Genomic DNA, 16,274 nt, shown 5'->3' with positions numbered 1-16,274 from the left:
GGCCCGTAACCGTGTCGGACAACCCGCTGGCGGCCGTCCGGCAGGGTCTCTTCGGCATGCTGTGCTACGAAGGCGTCGGCCTCTGCCCTAAGCGCGGCCGCAAGCATCCGTCGCGCCCCGTCGCGCGCGATCTCGGTCAGCGGGTCATCCACAGATTCCGGCTGACGCAGGGCGATGATGTCTGTATCGTTGGTCATGGCGTATCGTTCCTTTTGGAAGTTCTGGCAGGCTTGGACACCCGCCACGATACGCCGCCTTCTCAAACTTCGTCACCCATTTCCCGGCATAGCTCGAATGGATCATGACCCGGTGCTTGGGCTTGCGACGCCAGACGGCGGCCAGCAGCGCTTGCCCCACCAGGTCGGTCGTCACCCGCGACAGGGCAGACCACCCGACTACACGTCGCATTCGACCGGATCGGTTGATGGCATGGGTGCCATCTTGCGGCGGATCAAATGCGTGCTTCTATCAAATAGGGCCCATCGGAGGCCAACGCAGTTTTCAGGGCCGCATCGAAGGCCTCGGCGTCTTCAACCGCGGTGCCAGGGACACCCATGCCGCGCGACAGCGACGTCCAGTCGATCTCGGGTTGATCGAGGCGCGTAAGGTGTTCCGCGGCGGGCCCCGGTTGACCGAGTCCGAGATTGGCGAATTCGCCGCGCAAGATTGCGTAGCGCCGGTTGGAAAGCACGATCGTGATTACCTTCAGCCCCTCGCGCGCTTGTGTCCAGAGGGCTTGAGGTGCGTACATGCCCGCCCCGTCTGCCTGCAGGCAGATAACGGTCCTGTCCGGCGCGGCGACGGCGGCGCCGGTGGCCATGGGCATCCCGTGCCCAATCGCGCCGCCGGTGGTTTGCAACCATTCGTGCGGCGCCGCGCCGATCGTATCGGAGAACATGGACCGGCCGGACGTGACCGCATCGTCGGCCACCACAGTGCCCTCGGGGGCGTGTCGTGCCAAGGACCGGCCAATCGTGCCAGGGGTGAGAGTGCCTGTCGGACAGCCGATTTCCAGCCTCGGAGCACCAGCAGAGCCTTGCGACGTCGAAACTCCGAGTTCGCTTGCCAGTGCGCCAAGCGCTGCATTTGGTGCATCCAGTGGAAAAGGTGCGTCCAGACATAGGTCGTGAAGAAAGCAATCGGCTGGCGCCAGGTCTGATGGTTTGCCGGGATAGGCGAAGAACGCGACCGGTCTGCGCGCACCGCACAGCACCAGTGCATCGCATCCTGCAAGCCGCGCCAATGCTTGATCGATTGGATATGGCAGCCTTTCGATGCTTTCACGACCGGCCCCACGCGAGATGCGCGGATTGTGCGTACCTGCCAGAATCTCGGCGCCGCAATCCTTGGCGATCGCTGCCGCAGTCGCAAGCGCCTCTGGGCGCAACGCGCCGTGGCCGAGCATGAGAATCGGACGCTTTGCCCGGCGCAGGGCGGTTGCGGCCGCAACAACGGCATCGGGATCGGGCGACCAATCCGGGCCAGCCTCGACCGGTGCCGAGGGGACTGCGGGACCGGACCAGCACGCATCCGCGGGCAGCAGAAGCGTGGCGATGCAACCGGCGCGGGCCTGTGCGACCGCCTCGGACGTTTGTGCGCCGGCGACGGTGGCATTGGTTGCCTTACCCACCCAGTCCGAAAACGGCGCGGCCACGCCTGCCAGATCAGTGGTCAAAGGCGCGTCATGCTCGAGGTGATAGGTGGCATGATCACCCACCAGGTTGACGACCGGGCTGCGCGCGCGGCGAGCGTTGTGCAGGCAGGAGAGCCCGTTCGCGAGTCCTGGCCCGAGATGCAGGAGCGTTGCCGCCGGGCCACCTGTCATCCGGGCGTAGCCGTCAGCCGCGCCGGTGGCGACATTTTCCTGCAAAACCAGCACCGAGCGCATTTCGGGATAGCGATCCAGCGCCGCAACGAAACCCAGTTCCGATGTTCCGGGATTGGCGAAACAGCAGTTCACCCCGGACGCGAGAAGCGTCTCGACGACGGCCTCGGCACCTGTTTCACAGACGCCTTTTGATCGTGGCGCAAACTCAGACTCGCTCATGGTTTATCCCCCCAACAGTTGGCTGTGCGCTGTCTGTAAACAGTCGGTATTCAGGCAGTCCATCGCCAAGCGTCAGCATGAGGGTTCCCTCGCTCGTCTGCGCGGTTAGCTCACGCTTTGCCCCCCTCCGGCGTATGGATAATCCCGTCAAGGGGCCGGCATCGACGATGAGCGCCTGCATTTCAGCGAAGACTAGAGCGGAAATTCGCGGATTGCTACGCCGGTCCAGTAGTCCAAGTCGCGGGAAATACCCGCGGTCGATGTCGCATAGCGTGTCAAAGCACACCTCCAGCCGCGGCAGGGCGGAGGCGGCAAACAGAGCCTCCGCCATGCGCCGCGCGCTGGCCGCGTCGTCGGGGTTCATTGCGGCGGGGTTCTCCTGTGCCATCGCAACGTGGGCGCGGGCCTGCAGCTCGTGAAGCCCGGCAAACCGCGAGATGTTGATCAACTTTTCCGCCGGGCTTTCGTTGGCGCCGATGCGGAACACCGGCCCCGCTAGCCCGCCGCCGAACTGGTCCTGCCGCGCCAGCGCCTCAAGCGGCTCGGTTTGCTCGATGCTGTAGCCGTGGGTGATGAAATGCGTGTATTTCGAGCCTTCCGCCGCCGCTTCGGTGGAGCTGCGCAGGCGCGAGAGGAACACCGGCAGTTTCAACTCCTGGCCAAGCATCCGGCATGTGCGCGCCGCGTCTTCTTCGTGCTGGCTCGGCACGATTATTTCCAGCTTGGCCAGGAGATCGCGATGCTCATGCAGAAGCGCCAGCGTGTCACCCTGGGGCACATTGTAGATGAATAGCACCACCTCGTGACCAGCTTCCGCCAGCAATGCCACGCGCGCCCGTGCGGTAGCGCTTTGGAGATCGTCCAGTGGAATGCGAACCTGACGAATTCCCGTCTCCCAAAGGCTGGCTAGCGTGTAATCGTTGCGGGCCTTCTTGCGGTAGAATTCGTCAACCGCGCCCGAAGGTGTGATGGCGACCGGTTCGGCCCATTGCTGCCGCAAATCCACGCCGACGGGGCACGGCGCCCCAAGCCAGCTGTGGACCGGGGACGGTTGTGGCCGCTTGTCTTCCTGATCGCCCAGATCCCCGTAGCTGCGCACCCATCGGGTCAGGTGTCCGCGTTCATGGATATCAACGACGAAGAACCCGAGTTTTGCGTTGTCGTCGCGGCCAAATTCCGGATCTCCGGGGGCCACCTTGAATAGGTCGGAATAGTCGTGGCGCACAGCGGATACGGCGGGCAGCACGTGCAGGAGTGTTCTGTCATGCCGATTGATGAAGTAGTTATGGACATGCGCGCCGAAACAGGCCTCGACCCCGTGGGTTTCAAACAGGGAGAGCAGCCGCGCCCGGCCTGCAGGCCCGATGTTATCGTAGTGTTCTGCCTCGTCGGGCTGATTGATGAAGATCGGATAGTGGCTGAAGACAAAGATGCGCCGTCCCTTGGCCGCGTCAAGCGTCTGCTCCAGCCACTGATCCTGCTCGGCCTCGCGGGCGAGGCCGGAATTCAGAAGCTGTGCGTTCAGCACGATGAAGACACAATTCTGGTGCTCGAAGGTGTAATAATCGGGCCCGAAATGACTGCAATACGTTTCGATAAAAGCGTCGTTAACTACTTCGGCGGGCATCCAGTCGAGCGGCTTGTCCCCGATGTCGTGGTTGCCGGGAACGAAATGCAGCGGCCCTTTCAACTCACTGAAAATGGCACGAGCTCGTTCGGCAGCCTGGGCATAGCTGTCCTGGGCCGGGACGGGGTGAACCATGTCGCCCATATGCACTGTGAAATCTGGTGAAAGGGCGCGGATGGCGCGCACCGCTCCGCGGGCGCGGGCGTTTGCCAAGCGGTTTGTCTCCCAGGGGGAGGGCGATTCGCCGTCTACGGGGTTGATGTGGGTGTCGGCGAGCACGGCAAAGCGGAACAGCCGCCGACCGGCGCAGAGGGTGGATTTCTCTTCAGCGGTCATGCGCGCGCTCCTTCAGTTGGCAAAAAATGATCAATGTGGTCCCTCCTCTTTGCAAGCTTGGAAAATTCCCGCTTGGGCGCTTGACTGACGGTCATTCTAATAACAGTATGACCAGACGAATAGCAACAGGGAGGAAGACATGTTTGGAAAGAAGCACATCCTGATCGCCAGCACGGCGTTCGCCGTAGGCTCGGCGTTCGCGTCGACGGGAAGCATGGCCGCGGAATATCCCGAGAAGCCGGTCAGCCTGGTCGTCAACTTTTCTGCCGGGGGGTCCACCGATACGGCCGCGCGGCTCATGGTCAGCGAGGCGACAGAAACGCTGGGGCAAGGGTTCGTGGTCAAGAACAAGTCCGGCGCAGGGGGTACTCTCGGGGTGGCCGAGGTGGCCCGCAGCGATGCCGACGGCTACACGATCGGCACCGCGAACATGCCGGCATTGGCGATCATACCGCAGCTACGCGAGGTCCCGTATGAGCCTTTCGGAGACTTGGTGCACATTGCTGCGGTGATGCCCTACGAGTACGCGATCTTCGTGCGCGGCGATGCGCCCTGGCAGACCTGGGAGGAGTTCGAGGCGCATATCAAGGAGAACCCGGGCGATGTCACTTACGGATCAGTTGGCACCGGCACAACGAACCACCTGACGATGGAGCGCATGGCCGAGGAACGCGACCTCGAGTGGAAGCACGTGCCATTTCAGGGCGGCGTCAAGGCGACGGCTGCGCTTATGGGTGGCCACGTGGATGCGATCAACAACACCATGGCCTCGGTCGCTTCGGCGCTGGAGAGCGGTGAGCTGCGGGCGCTGTTGGTGACCAGCGAGGAACGTTTCGACCTGGTGCCCGACGTGCCGACAATGAAGGAAGCCGGCTTTGGCTTCTCGCAGGTGTCCTACATGTCGATCGTTGGCCCCAAGGGCATGCCGGAAAAGGCACAAGAGAAGCTGGAGGCTGCTTTCAAGACGGCGGCGGAATCCGACGCGGCCCAGTCCGCGATGGGGAAGCTCGACCTGCATCCTCGCTTCGTTCCCGGCGAGGAATACGCCGAAATGCTCCGGCAGATGACGCAGGAATGGTCGGCGACACTCGAAGGGCTGGAGCAGTAAGAGCCATCTGCGCCCCGTCCGAAGCCAAGGGAGATATGGGATGACTGACAAGCGTGGCAACGTTCTGCTCGGCGGTGGGATCGCCGTCGCCAGCGTGATCGTGATTTTCGTCCTCGTTCCGGTCTTCGTGGGTGGCGACGGGGCGGCCACCATTCTGCCGATCACGGCGGCCGCGCTCATGGGGGGGCTTGGCGTCATTCTGATGCTGACGGGCCTGGCGCGGCGGCCGGGAAACGCCGGCCATGAGCAAGGCGCCGAAGATCGCCCTGCGACCAAGGACCCGGTGGCGGGCGGGCGCCTTGCCGGGATGGTGGGGGTGATGATGGTATATGCCTTCGCGATCGAGCCCCTGGGTTTCCTGTTGGGGACGCTGCTGGCGCTGCCCGTGCTCATGCTTTTGGCAGGAGAGCGCCGCCCTCTGATGATCGGGGCGATCGTGCTGGGTGTGCTCGGCAGCCTTCAGTTCGGATTCGAGGTGCTGCTCAAGGCGCCGCTGCCTGACGGGCGGTTGTTTTCCGCAATTCTTTAATCGGAGCTGTCCATGCTCGAGATTCTTTTCGACGCCGGCACGATGGCGCTGACTTTCGACAACATGCTGGCGATCCTGATCGGTCTGGCGGTCGGCACGGTGCTGGGTGCCATTCCCGGCCTGAACGGGACGATGGCGATCGCGCTCATTGTGCCGCTGACCTACCTTTGGTCACCGCTGTTTTCCATCGCGCTGTTGATGGGGTGCTGGAAGGGGAGCGTCTATGGCGGCTCCATGTCCGGCATCCTGCTCAATACGCCGGGCACCCCCGAGGCAGCGGCGACAGCGCTGGATGGTTATCCGATGGCGCGTCAGGGCAAGGGTGGCAAGGCTCTCAAGATCGCGCTCGTTGCCTCTGTCTGCGGCGCGATATTGAGCGATCTTCTGCTATTTGGCGCGGCGCCGCCGATTTCGAAGCTGGCCCTGAAATTCGGTCCGGCGGAACTTGCGATGCTCATCGTTTTCTCGTTGATCCTGGTGGCCGGCACCGGCAGCCGGTCGCATGTGAAGGGGCTTCTCTCGACCACGCTTGGCATCCTGCTGGCGATGGTGGGGCTCGACCCGATGACGGCGCAGCGCCGTTTTACCTTCGACATTCACGAACTTGATCGCGGGATCGACTTGCTCGCTTTGCTGATCGGGCTTCTCGTCATGTCGGAGGTTCTTGTTCAGATCCGCCACGGTGGAAAGGACGCACCCCATCCTGCACGCGGCAGCGCAGGCAGCGACCGATCCCTCAGTTGGCGGGAATTCCGCTCTTGCTGGGGTGTCATCTTTCGCAGCAGCATGATCGGCTCGCTCTGCGGTGCGCTGCCCGGCGTGGGTAGCATAACGGCGGCCTTCATGGGCTACGATCACGCGCGCATGTCGTCCAAGACGCCCGATAAATTCGGCAAGGGCCATCTTCCCGGTGTCGCCGCCCCCGAGGCGGCCAACAACGCCGTGTGCGGCGCGGCCTTGATCCCGATGGTCACGCTGGGGATTCCCGGTTCGCTCTCGGTCGCCGTGATCATGGGGGCGTTCATGGTGCACGGCCTTGCGCCCGGGCCGATGCTGATGGTCGAAAACCCGCAGTTCATTTACGCGCTTTTCATATTGCTTCTGATCTCCGACATCTTTCTGTTGTTCGTACCGCTGCCGTTCCTTTTCGTGGCGCAGTGGCTCGTGGCTGTGCCAAAGAAGCTGTTGTTCCCGGTCGTGCTGATCCTCTGTGCGGTCGGAGCTTACAGCACGCACCAGAGCCTGTTCGATGTTCGGATCATGGTGATTTTCGGTGTGGTCGGCTATTTCATGAAAATCTGGGGCCTTAGCCCCGCGGCGTTGCTGATCGCCTTCATCCTTGCCCCCATGGCAGAGGTGAACATGCGTCAGGCCCTGACGATTTCGGGTGGTGAACTGGGTGTTTTCGTGTCGAGCCCGATTTCGATCATCTTTGCACTGGCGGCTGTGGCTCTGTTGCTGTGGTCCGTTTTCAAGCGCCTTGGGCCAAACCGCCTTGGCGGGTCAGGGTAGCGATTGATGCAAGGTTACCTCAGTCGGGACGCTGGATCTCGCGCTCCAACCTGACGAGGTCGCCGCGATAGATGGCTTCGCCCACGTAGATGACGGTGCCGTGCTGATCCTTCAGCACGCGCCGCATCTTGCCGACCGGCGCGTTCACCGGAATATTCAGAAGCTCCGCCGTTTCCAAGTCGGCGCTGCCGATGGTCAGGCGCTGGCGCACCGACGTGAGGCTTACATCCTCGAACCGGTCGAGGACGACGACGACCATCTCGGAATCGAACTTGTTTGGTGCACGGGCATAGAGGTCTTGATCCACGTAGATATCGACGACCGCGTAGGGCACGCCGTCGGCCATATGCACGCGCCGCATGTAGCGGTAGGAACGCGCCGGTTTGCCGTCCTCCTCGGAAAGGAAGGGCGATGCAACATCGTCGGCCACCTTCAGAAGGCGCGGCTTGCTCCGGCCCCACATCTTCAGCATGGACTGCCAATTGGACTCCAGCTTGAGCCATTTCTGCTCTGGGAGGGTGTCGGAGACAAAGGTGCCTTTCCCCTGCCGCCGTCGGACGATACCGTCATCCTCCAGTAGCGCCACCGCCTGCCGCACGGTGACAAGAGCAACTCCATGGCGCTCTGCAAGCGTGTCAAGAGACGGCAGCCGTTCCCCCGGCACCCATCGGCCGGAAACGATTTCGTTCCGAATCAGCGTCGCAATCTGTTCATAGAGTTTTCCACGACCGCTACGAAGCGCGTCTTGCCCAGGAGAGCCCTGCCTGTCTTGAGTATCGGTCACGCGAGAGTCCATGTCTTATGGTTATTGGTTTGATAGTATATCAGAACCCGCTTATCCAAGAGAAAAAGTGGCTAATGGAGCAAGGTGCTGAATTGGCGTAGCTTCTTCGCCATCTCGCCGCATTTTGCGCGATTTTTCAGGTTTCTTCTTCGCTGAACATCCGCCGGGCCAACATTGCTCGGTTGGCGGAACGAGCGGAGAGCCCTGATGATCACCGAACTGAAGTCGATACCGGATATCTGGAAGCGGATGCCGAGCGAGATACACGCGCGCCGCTTCCTGGAGGGAATCATATGGTCGACTGGCAGGCACTGTCCGCATTGCGGGTCAGTGGACTCTTCGGCGCTGCGCGGCCAGACCTGCCGCCCGGGGCTCTACCAGTGCCGAGACTGTCGCATCCAGTTCACGGTCACCACGCGCACCCCGATGCACGGCACAAAGCTCGACCTGCGTATTTGGATCTGTGCCATGTTCCTGGTGCTCACATCAAGCAAGGGTATCTCGTCGATTGTAATGGCACGGCTCCTCGGGGTGAATCAAAAGACCGCCTGGAAGATGGGGCACGCCATTAGGGAAATGATGGACGACCGGAACGGCGAACTGCTGCCGTTGGAGGACATCGTCGAGGTGGATGAGGCTTATGTCGGCGGAGCCCCTAAATCCCTTTCAGGGGCCTATAATCCACGCGGCAAGGGCACAGGAAAGCCAATGATCTTTGTGGTGGCCACTCGCGACGGACAGGCGCGTGCCAAGGTCGTTGCCGATGACAAGAGGGCGACGCTCGAGCCGGTTCTGCTGGAATGGATCGACCCCGAGACGACGAGCCTGATGACCGATGGCAGCAAGAGCTACCGTGGCCTGGGGAAAACCATGGCCGACCACCAGTATGTGATCCATAGCCAGAATGAGTATGCCAACCCGGATACCGGTGCCCACGTAAACACGGCCGAAGCGGTGATCTCCCAAGTGCAGCGCGCTTTGGTCGGGGTTTACCATTACCTTGGGCGTCAGCACCTCCAGCGATATCTCGACGAGATCGTCTGGCGGTGGAACCATCGCGACCCCGTCCGCGAAGTCATCAAGCAATGGACCACGAAAGCCGGTGTAGAGCGGGAGAAATCGACGACGATCTGGAAACCGATCCCAGTGGTGGACCAGATGCGCGTCCTGCTTCAGGGGGCAGTCGGGAAGCAACTCCGACGCTCGAAGGAATACGGGCTATGCTGGCCTTGATGCCACGCGCACGGGGGCGCGTCGCGGTCAGCGCATCGGCGTCGATCTGCCGCGCGAAGGCCGGTCCCCAGCCGAGGCGTTCCAGCGCTGTGAGCTCGCGGCGCCCGGATGCGGCGCCCAGAAGGAAGGCGGAGTAGTCGCGGACCACCGGCCTACCAGAGTGCTGGGTCGCCGAAGGCGGTGACACAGCGGGCGGGACCGCGCAGGGACGCCAACAGCGCGTCAGTTAGCGACTGAGCGATCCAGCCCTGCGGCTGGTTCAGCGGCCGCGGCGCGGGAAGGTCAGCGTCCGAGACAGGCTTGAAGCCTATGCGGCCGTAGAACGCGGGATCTCCATAGGTGACCGCGATGTCCACGCCCTCCCGTCGGAGCGTATCAAGGCCGTGGGCGATCAGCCGCTGCCCTGTTTCCTTGCCCTGATGTGCAGTTGCAACGGCTACGGGTGCCATCATGAAGACCGTGCGTGGATCGTCCTCATAGGTGAACCATGGTGAAGATCACGGAGATCTATCGCTTCTCCCACAATTGGATGGGTTCTCGCGACACCAAACGTACCCCGGCCATGAAGCTCGGACTGGCGCGTGGGTAGGTCTACCCGAAGGATTTGTTCTCATAAAAGAAAACACCTCCGGCCAAAGACCGAAGGTGCAACATCTACTGCAAAGGGCTGGGGTTCGGATGCGGTTGCATCGAAACGGCAGGGAGCGCAATTCATCGACCTTTCCATGCCGTGCAGCAGTGATGAGTTTGCTGCCCACGGCGCCTCGGCCTGGCCATACACCACAAAAAATATTTCGTGGTGCAAGTCTCCGGCCTATGTTACACCACAGAAAATTTTTTGTGGGGTAACGCCATGATCACTCACCATAGCCACATCGGAATGGCTGCCTGGTCGGACCTGCTCCGACTGCTCAAGGACGCCCGGGTCTCCGACCTCAGAGGCACGCCGAAGATGCGCGAGGTGCGCGGCCGATCCTATTGGTATGATCACTACAGAGTCGGCACGGATGTCGTCGACCGCTACATCGGTGAGGACAGCGAAGAGCTGCGCGAACGTCTGGCGCGCGCACGCGATCTGGCGGATGAGCGCAAGGCCTCCGAGCGCGAGAGAGCCAGGCTGATGCGGATCCTGCGCGCCGAGGGATACCTGATGAGCGATGCGGGCACTGGCCAGGTGGTCTCGGCCATGGAGCGAGCGGGCGTTTTCCGGCTTGGCGGCACGCTGGTCGGCACCCAGGCCTTCCGCCTCTACGAGGGCGACCTCGGCGTGCGCATCGGGTTCGGCCAGTCGGCGATGACAGACGACATCGATATCGCGAGCTTCGAGCGGCTGTCGCTGGCGCTGGGAGACCGGGTCGAGGAAGAACTTGGCGAGGTCTTCTCCGCGCTAAAATTCGCACCCCTGCCGTCGATGGAGAAGAACAGGGTCTGGCGCTGGCAGCAGACCGACAAATCCACGCTGGTGGAGTTCCTGACGCCATCCTTCGAGGAGGGCGAGCCCCTGCGCGACCTGCCGGCGCTCGGCGTCAGCGCGCAGAGCCTGCACCATCTGAACTACCTGATCGTCGAGCCGATCCAGGTGGCCTTGCTCTACCGTTCGGGGGCCCTCGTGCAGATCCCGCGCCCGGAGCGATTCGCGATCCACAAGCTGATCATCGCGGACCGGCGCCGCACGGATCCCGATCAGCTCAAGGCGCGCAAGGATCGCGCCCAGGCCGAGTTCCTGATCGAGGTCTTGAGCGAGGAGCGGCCCGAAGACCTCGCCGAGGCATACGAGGACGCCATGGAGAAGGGGCCGCAGTGGCGGGCCCGCCTGGAGGCCAGCCTGTCGCGGATGTCCGAGACCCGCGCCCGGCTCGACGCCCTGCGCTGAGATCCTCTCCCCGATCCCGATAGACCATGGTGAAGATCACGGAGATCTATCGCTTCTCCCACAATTGGATGGGTTCTCGCGACACCAAACGCACCCCGGCCATGAAGCTCGGACTGGCGCGTGGGAAGGTCTACCCGAAGGATTTGTTCTCATAAAAGAAAACACCTCCGGCCAAAGACCCAGCCGTTAACTTGAGAGTGGACGCTACAAGAACATAGTATCCACATCTCGAAGACACGTGTCTGCTGGCCACAAGCAGTTGTGGGCGGCACAATTTTTCTATGCAGCATTTTCGGAGAAATGGCGATTTTCGAATTCAATTTCCGAGTATCGGACCGCGGACACGTTCGATTTGATTGAGATCTCCCAAGCTTGCCCGCTAATGAAGCAATAGAGATCGTCGCGCCTCAACGCAACAATGTGTTGCCCGAGACATCGCCTTTCAGGTGGCAAAGGCAGGTTCATTAAAGGCAAGCCCTACGAGGCTGCTTGGACCGAGCGCAAGGGCCTTCCGATGCCATGGCGAAGCAAAAATCCTTGTTCCGGCACCTGATCGTAGATCAGAAATGGTGGGTGGACTTTATGCTGCCATGTGCGTCCAAACTCTACCGCGCAGGCCGCTGGAGCGGCGGGAAAGACAGACAAATCCGCATCCATCCCATGCTGATCCTTGATGGCGTCGAGTGTCTTGCCGACGAGCTCCCGAAAGCGGGAGAGGTCATCCTTGTTGCGAAGCTCAGACGCACCAAGTCTGCTGCTCCGTATCTCCCAGATTGAAATTGGTTCGTCAGGAAACGCCTGAATGACACGATCATCTGAAATGCCGGCGGTTATTGAGAGCTTCAGTGCTACCTTCTTTGCACCAGGGACACCAGGGACGCAGGTGAACTCCAGAGGCTCACGATCATTCGGCCAGGCCCAGCCCGGCATCGGTTCCCTGTGTCTGCCGTAGACGGAAACGGCAGACAGGTCTGGAAGCAGTCGACCAAGCTCCATGAGGACGGGCATTGGTGCGAAACCGAACACGGCGAGATGTTCAAGCTCATCGTCCGCGAACCTTCCGTCGATCTCCCGCTCGATCTTCTTGCGAAGCGCATCGATGACGACGGGGTAGTAGTCCGGATCACTGTCTTTCTGGGCGATGTCTCGGATCCTGATGTCGATGGGACGCCGATCTGCAGGAGTGAAGTCTGGCCTCATGGCCTCGATGCAGTCACGGAGCGGAATGGCTGTCTCGTTGTCGCCGATCGCCGCGGCGATCCGAAGGATATGGGCGGGCGTTGCATTGGGGTTTGCGAGAAGCCGCTCTATCCGCTCCTCGTTGGCACGCTTCAACTCTCGCAAGGCGTCTACGGTGTAGCGGTCTATCTTGGCCGGATCGTCGATCTCACGGTGGTGCGGATCGCACATCAGCATCAAGTTTTCTGGATCGTCCGAAAGCTTGGGAGACAAGATCGGGTCACCACGCATGCCACCAGGGTCAGAGGCTATGATGTGCGCCAAGTAGGCGTTGTTCTTTTTCAAGTCTCCAGTGACCAGGTCTCCGTCAAGGCGCTTGCCACATCCGTGATACTGGCATCGACCGGCAGCCCGCCCCCAGACGAGAATTCTTGTCTTTTGAGATGGACTACGCCCGCGTGCCATCCGAGGTCTCCTGTCGCTGCCTGAGCATCTCGCCTGCGGAAATCGGGCCTGGCGCGTTCGAGCCGCGCCAGACACCGTCGAGATGCCAGATTTCATAGAAATGAAGCCACTCGGACGCCCACGGGACGATCCGGTCGGCGATGAGCATCGTGTTGTCCCACTCCCCGGCATCGGGGTCGAACAGGCAGAGCGCCGAGTCTTCCGGTGTCTGGTGATCGTAGTTCAGGTGTGGAAGATCGATGAAATCTGTCCCAGGCCTCGGAGCGAGTGGTGGATCCAGAACATGGACCAAGGGAACGGCTTTCGGCTTCTGCCATTCCCAGAGGACAGCGACCTTGTATTTCATCTGGAAGCCCCTGAGAGGTCCGATCCATGCGATGACCCGACCTTGTTCCAGCGTTCGCGGCTGGAGGTCAGGCCAGCGGTGCTGCATGCGGTTCAGCTGGACCTGAGCGGAGCGTGGCTTCCGGGCCTTGGTCTTCATTTGCTGCGGAATCCCGGATGAAAATGGTGTGCAGGCGCCTTCGAGACCTTAGCTGCGCGCTTTGGCGCGGGCGAGATGAGGCCGGGATTGGCCACAAAGCCTTTGTTGTGCTCGTAATGTGCAGCGCCGGCGGTCGAGGAAAGACCGTCGATGTAGGCCCGAACCGCTTTCTCGCTGACCCGTTCGCCGAAAAGGTTGTCGAAGATCTTGCGCGTATCCGACAGGGTGGAGGTCCGGGCGCGAGCGAGTTCCGATCCCAGATGCCGCAGATCCATCCGGAAGAGCTTCATCTCCCGATCGTGCTTCGGCCACCGGTCGTTGAAGTTCTCTTCCCAGAGTGCGGGATTGCGCTCCTCGGGGCGGCGACCCTTTTCCAGGGCGGCCGCCATCCGCTTGTCGAGCTCTGCCGCGTAGCTCTCGAGCTGCGCGCAAATCCCGAACGGGGATAGAGGAACCTCGGCGGCGACCTTGGACAGATAGACGGACACCGGACGCTTCTCGTCCCGGTTGGCGTAGCGCAGGTTGAGGTATCGCTTCATGAGCTTGAGCGCGATGACCTGCGGCGCATCCCGGATCGGATCAATCGGCTCGGGTAGCTCGTCAATGTCCGCATCGACCATGATGGTGCCGAGCACCAGTCGATCTTTCATCTGCAGTTTCGACCGAACTTCGCCGACATGATCCTGGAAGCTTCGGCTGGGCATCGTGATCCGCGCTTTGAAGTCTTCGGCAAAGCCATAGGGGTTCACGCGGAAGCGCTCATCATGCCCCTCATCTGGGCTGTGATAGATTTCGCCAACGCGTTCGCGCCGAGGATCACGGTCCGGATCCATCGGTGTGACATCAAGGTGCATGAAGGCGAACTGCAGCTGGATGCAGCGCGTGCAGCGTTCGACCTTCTTCACATCAGGAAAGCCCTCGAAGGCGGCGTGCAGTTCGTCAAGCACCTGTCGCGGCGTCCACCCGATCGGAGTTGGGAACTCGAGAATCGCGTCGAGGTCGAACCTGTCGTCGTCCGCCCCATGAACGATCGTCGCGCCGATGGCGCGTGAACCTTGAGGATAGACGAGCGCAGTTTCCATATACCGGCGCATTGGACTGCTCAATCGCTGGAGGTGTTCTGGGATCAGGTTGTATCGTTTCGATGCAACCTGATTGTCTCGCGCGCTCAGTTCCATCTCCAGGACGGTGCCGAGCAGCAGAGCATCGAGTTGCGGTGCGGTATCATCGAGCGGCATCGAAAAAGCCTCCTCCAGTGTTGCCCGTCCGATTGTCTCCCTTCAATCTTTCGCGCTATCGCACACAATATATGGCCTCTTCTGCTTTGTCGCAACACTACAGAGTGTTTTTTGTTCCTGATATGTCCCGCAGGCGCCGAGTCCACAATGAAGCTCACGCGTTACTTGACGACTGGCGGCGTAGGTTTGCGTCCGTCACGCCGCAGAACGCGTCGCTCCAGTTCGCGCGGGTGGCTTGTGAAACTTGGTGTAAATCGGTCAGCTGGTGAGGCGAGGAAATCGTCTCTATTCTTGGCTACGCTCTGTGCGTGTTGCGCCTTCGTCGCGGAGAGCATCGCGCACGGTAGAGAACTGTTCAGCCTTTTCGACGAACCGGCGCAAGGCTTCCGGATTACGCGGACGGTCTCGGCCGGCGGTTCGGACCACGTGACGAACATAGAACGATACGGCGATCGCACCCGTCACCGATCCGATTGAAAGGTACACTTCGAATGTCGTCATTGGCACCTCACTCCGAACCAAGGTAGCACGGCTCCGCCTTCAACCCAATGTAGGGGTTTTCTCTCCATAGCGAGGCCGCATAGGGTCGTTTCACTGCGTCCCCCCAGCTCGGCAGCAATGTATCAGGCCGCCTCGAGATCCCCCATGTTCTCCTCGAAGGTCTCGATATAATCGACCATTCGCAACACAATCCGCTTCGCAACCTTCTTCCGCTCCAGGATGCCCGGAGGGGTATTTACCACCGTCATCAACTCGTCGGTCAGCGGTTCCTTGTCAGAGAACTGGTAGGCTTCAATCAGGTCGGCGAAGCGCTCCGAGTCCAGATCTTCATCTTCGCAAATCTTGTCGAAGGCCTCAGAGCGTTTTCTGCTCCAATATTCCCAGAAGGCTTCCTTGGTTCCCTCGCCGTCGCTGAGATGCGGGAGGTAGGAAGCGACGAACTCCTCGATTAGCTCACGCTTGCTGCGAAGCCGGGCTTCGGAGCCCAGCATGTCGAGGATGGCCTTCTTCTTGGATTCAGCCTCATGGCGGGCATCTTCGTCGTCTCCGCCGTCTGCAATCGAAGCGAGCAGGGCCAGAATGTAGGCGACATTGATGTTGTCGCGCCGAATAAGTTCCAGCTCGAAGTCCACCTCGTCGATGATCGAGGCCTTGTGATCAAGCTCGTCCTGGTTCGATTTCACGCGGTCGTGGATGTCGAGATACTTGCTCTTGAAGTCCTCGAAGCGCTGAGGATCGAGGGCTAAGTCATCATCGGTGAACTCGGTGAAGCTGGTCAGGATGTTCCTGATCCGGATCAGTTCCCGGAATGCCCTCACGAAGGCCAGGATATCCTCTTCCGATTGTTGATTGTCACTGAGACCTGACCCGGCATTGTCACCGAGATTTGACCCACCCAGTTATTATGTTCTGCGCGTCATGATGGCGTCAATGCGGTTGTCTCCTTTCGTTTCTTTTTCGCGATCTCAGAGCTGGCTTTGAACCGATAGCTGTCATTGCCTGTCTCCAGGATATGGCAGCGATGGGTGAGACGATCGAGCAGGGCGGTGGTCATCTTGGCATCGCCGAAGACCGTGGCCCATTCGCTGAAGCTCAGATTGGTGGTGATGATGACACTGGTTCGCTCGTAGAGCTTGCTGAGGAGATGGAACAGCAACGCGCCACCCGAGGCACTGAACGGCAGGTATCCCAGTTCGTCCAGGATCACTAAGTCGGTTTTGACCAGCGCCTCGGCGATCTTCCCGGCCTTGCCCTGGGCTTTTTCCTGCTCCAGCGCATTGACCAATTCGACCGTCGGCAAGAAGCGCACGCGCTTGCGGTGATGCTCGATGGCCTGGATGCCGAGGGCCGTTCCGACA

General features: G+C 61.0%; 15 protein-coding genes and 2 pseudogenes. 5 read left to right on the top strand and 12 right to left on the bottom strand.

What is annotated here, in order from left to right; all coding sequences use genetic code 11:
* The 4 genes and pseudogenes from G568_RS0116845 to G568_RS19805 form a co-directional block, all read right to left on the bottom strand.
* A pseudogene (locus G568_RS0116845) lies at positions 1 to 197 on the bottom strand (IS256 family transposase); the annotation flags it as partial.
* A gap of 49 nt (positions 198 to 246) precedes the next feature.
* Positions 247 to 405 (bottom strand): annotated as a pseudogene (locus G568_RS20880) (IS3 family transposase); the annotation flags it as partial.
* A 46-nt stretch (positions 406 to 451) separates the two neighbouring features.
* Positions 452 to 2,047, bottom strand: a complete 1,596-nt coding sequence (locus G568_RS19300; RefSeq protein ID WP_051203139.1) for an acetolactate synthase large subunit — start codon at positions 2,045 to 2,047, stop codon at positions 452 to 454.
* Complete coding sequence (locus tag G568_RS19805) at positions 2,034 to 4,010, bottom strand: metallophosphoesterase family protein (protein WP_051203138.1); 1,977 nt, start codon at positions 4,008 to 4,010, stop codon at positions 2,034 to 2,036. The genes G568_RS19300 and G568_RS19805 overlap by 14 nt, the downstream gene beginning before the upstream one ends.
* A 139-nt stretch (positions 4,011 to 4,149) precedes the next feature.
* Between G568_RS19805 and G568_RS0116830 the strand changes: the two genes are divergently transcribed.
* Genes G568_RS0116830 through G568_RS0116820 form a run of 3 tightly spaced genes read left to right on the top strand, consistent with a single transcriptional unit; the run spans position 4,150 to position 7,159 of the window.
* Positions 4,150 to 5,118: a tripartite tricarboxylate transporter substrate binding protein gene (locus tag G568_RS0116830; RefSeq protein ID WP_026759084.1), complete on the top strand. Its 969-nt coding sequence runs from the start codon at positions 4,150 to 4,152 to the stop codon at positions 5,116 to 5,118.
* Positions 5,119 to 5,158: 40 nt separating this feature from the next.
* Positions 5,159 to 5,647 carry a tripartite tricarboxylate transporter TctB family protein gene (locus G568_RS19290; protein ID WP_037374399.1) on the top strand — a complete coding sequence of 163 codons (489 nt, stop codon included), beginning with the start codon at positions 5,159 to 5,161 and terminating at the stop codon, positions 5,645 to 5,647.
* A 12-nt stretch (positions 5,648 to 5,659) separates the two neighbouring features.
* Positions 5,660 to 7,159 carry a tripartite tricarboxylate transporter permease gene (locus G568_RS0116820; protein WP_051203137.1) on the top strand — a complete coding sequence of 500 codons (1,500 nt, stop codon included), beginning with the start codon at positions 5,660 to 5,662 and terminating at the stop codon, positions 7,157 to 7,159.
* A 19-nt stretch (positions 7,160 to 7,178) separates the two neighbouring features.
* Here G568_RS0116820 and G568_RS19285 read toward each other — a convergent pair whose 3' ends face one another.
* The gene (locus tag G568_RS19285) at positions 7,179 to 7,943 is read right to left on the bottom strand and encodes a GntR family transcriptional regulator (protein ID WP_169576971.1); all 765 of its coding nucleotides are present in this window, start codon (positions 7,941 to 7,943) and stop codon (positions 7,179 to 7,181) included.
* A 207-nt stretch (positions 7,944 to 8,150) separates the two neighbouring features.
* Here G568_RS19285 and G568_RS19280 point away from each other — a divergent pair, with 207 nt between their 5' ends.
* Positions 8,151 to 9,176 (top strand): IS1595 family transposase, encoded by a 1,026-nt coding sequence (locus G568_RS19280; RefSeq protein ID WP_026759082.1) that lies wholly within the window; start codon positions 8,151 to 8,153, stop codon positions 9,174 to 9,176.
* Positions 9,177 to 9,328: 152 nt separating this feature from the next.
* Here G568_RS19280 and G568_RS19275 read toward each other — a convergent pair whose 3' ends face one another.
* On the bottom strand, positions 9,329 to 9,628 hold the full coding sequence (locus G568_RS19275; RefSeq protein WP_051203135.1) for a GNAT family N-acetyltransferase: 300 nt from the start codon (positions 9,626 to 9,628) through the stop codon (positions 9,329 to 9,331).
* A 401-nt stretch (positions 9,629 to 10,029) separates the two neighbouring features.
* Here G568_RS19275 and G568_RS0116800 point away from each other — a divergent pair, with 401 nt between their 5' ends.
* Positions 10,030 to 11,049 carry a nucleotidyltransferase family protein gene (locus G568_RS0116800; protein ID WP_026759081.1) on the top strand — a complete coding sequence of 340 codons (1,020 nt, stop codon included), beginning with the start codon at positions 10,030 to 10,032 and terminating at the stop codon, positions 11,047 to 11,049.
* Positions 11,050 to 11,526: 477 nt separating this feature from the next.
* Here G568_RS0116800 and G568_RS19270 read toward each other — a convergent pair whose 3' ends face one another.
* From G568_RS19270 to G568_RS0116770, 6 genes are all read right to left on the bottom strand, one after another.
* Positions 11,527 to 12,573, bottom strand: coding sequence for an SAVED domain-containing protein (locus G568_RS19270; protein ID WP_245582972.1), 1,047 nt, complete (start codon positions 12,571 to 12,573; stop codon positions 11,527 to 11,529).
* Positions 12,574 to 12,676: 103 nt separating this feature from the next.
* Positions 12,677 to 13,177 (bottom strand): type II CBASS E2 protein, encoded by a 501-nt coding sequence (locus G568_RS0116785; protein WP_026759080.1) that lies wholly within the window; start codon positions 13,175 to 13,177, stop codon positions 12,677 to 12,679.
* Positions 13,174 to 14,415 carry a nucleotidyltransferase domain-containing protein gene (locus G568_RS0116780; RefSeq protein ID WP_026759079.1) on the bottom strand — a complete coding sequence of 414 codons (1,242 nt, stop codon included), beginning with the start codon at positions 14,413 to 14,415 and terminating at the stop codon, positions 13,174 to 13,176. The genes G568_RS0116785 and G568_RS0116780 overlap by 4 nt, the downstream gene beginning before the upstream one ends.
* A 285-nt stretch (positions 14,416 to 14,700) precedes the next feature.
* Positions 14,701 to 14,916: a hypothetical protein gene (locus tag G568_RS20370; protein ID WP_157084448.1), complete on the bottom strand. Its 216-nt coding sequence runs from the start codon at positions 14,914 to 14,916 to the stop codon at positions 14,701 to 14,703.
* A gap of 122 nt (positions 14,917 to 15,038) precedes the next feature.
* Positions 15,039 to 15,815 carry a type I restriction endonuclease subunit R, EcoR124 family gene (locus G568_RS0116775; protein WP_084627450.1) on the bottom strand — a complete coding sequence of 259 codons (777 nt, stop codon included), beginning with the start codon at positions 15,813 to 15,815 and terminating at the stop codon, positions 15,039 to 15,041.
* A 17-nt stretch (positions 15,816 to 15,832) separates the two neighbouring features.
* A partial coding sequence (locus G568_RS0116770; protein ID WP_026759077.1) for an ATP-binding protein occupies positions 15,833 to 16,274 on the bottom strand: 442 nt, incomplete at its 5' end.

This window comes from Sediminimonas qiaohouensis DSM 21189 (assembly GCF_000423645.1).
GTDB lineage: Bacteria > Pseudomonadota > Alphaproteobacteria > Rhodobacterales > Rhodobacteraceae > Sediminimonas > Sediminimonas qiaohouensis.
This window is presented reverse-complemented; position numbering and strand designations above follow the sequence as displayed.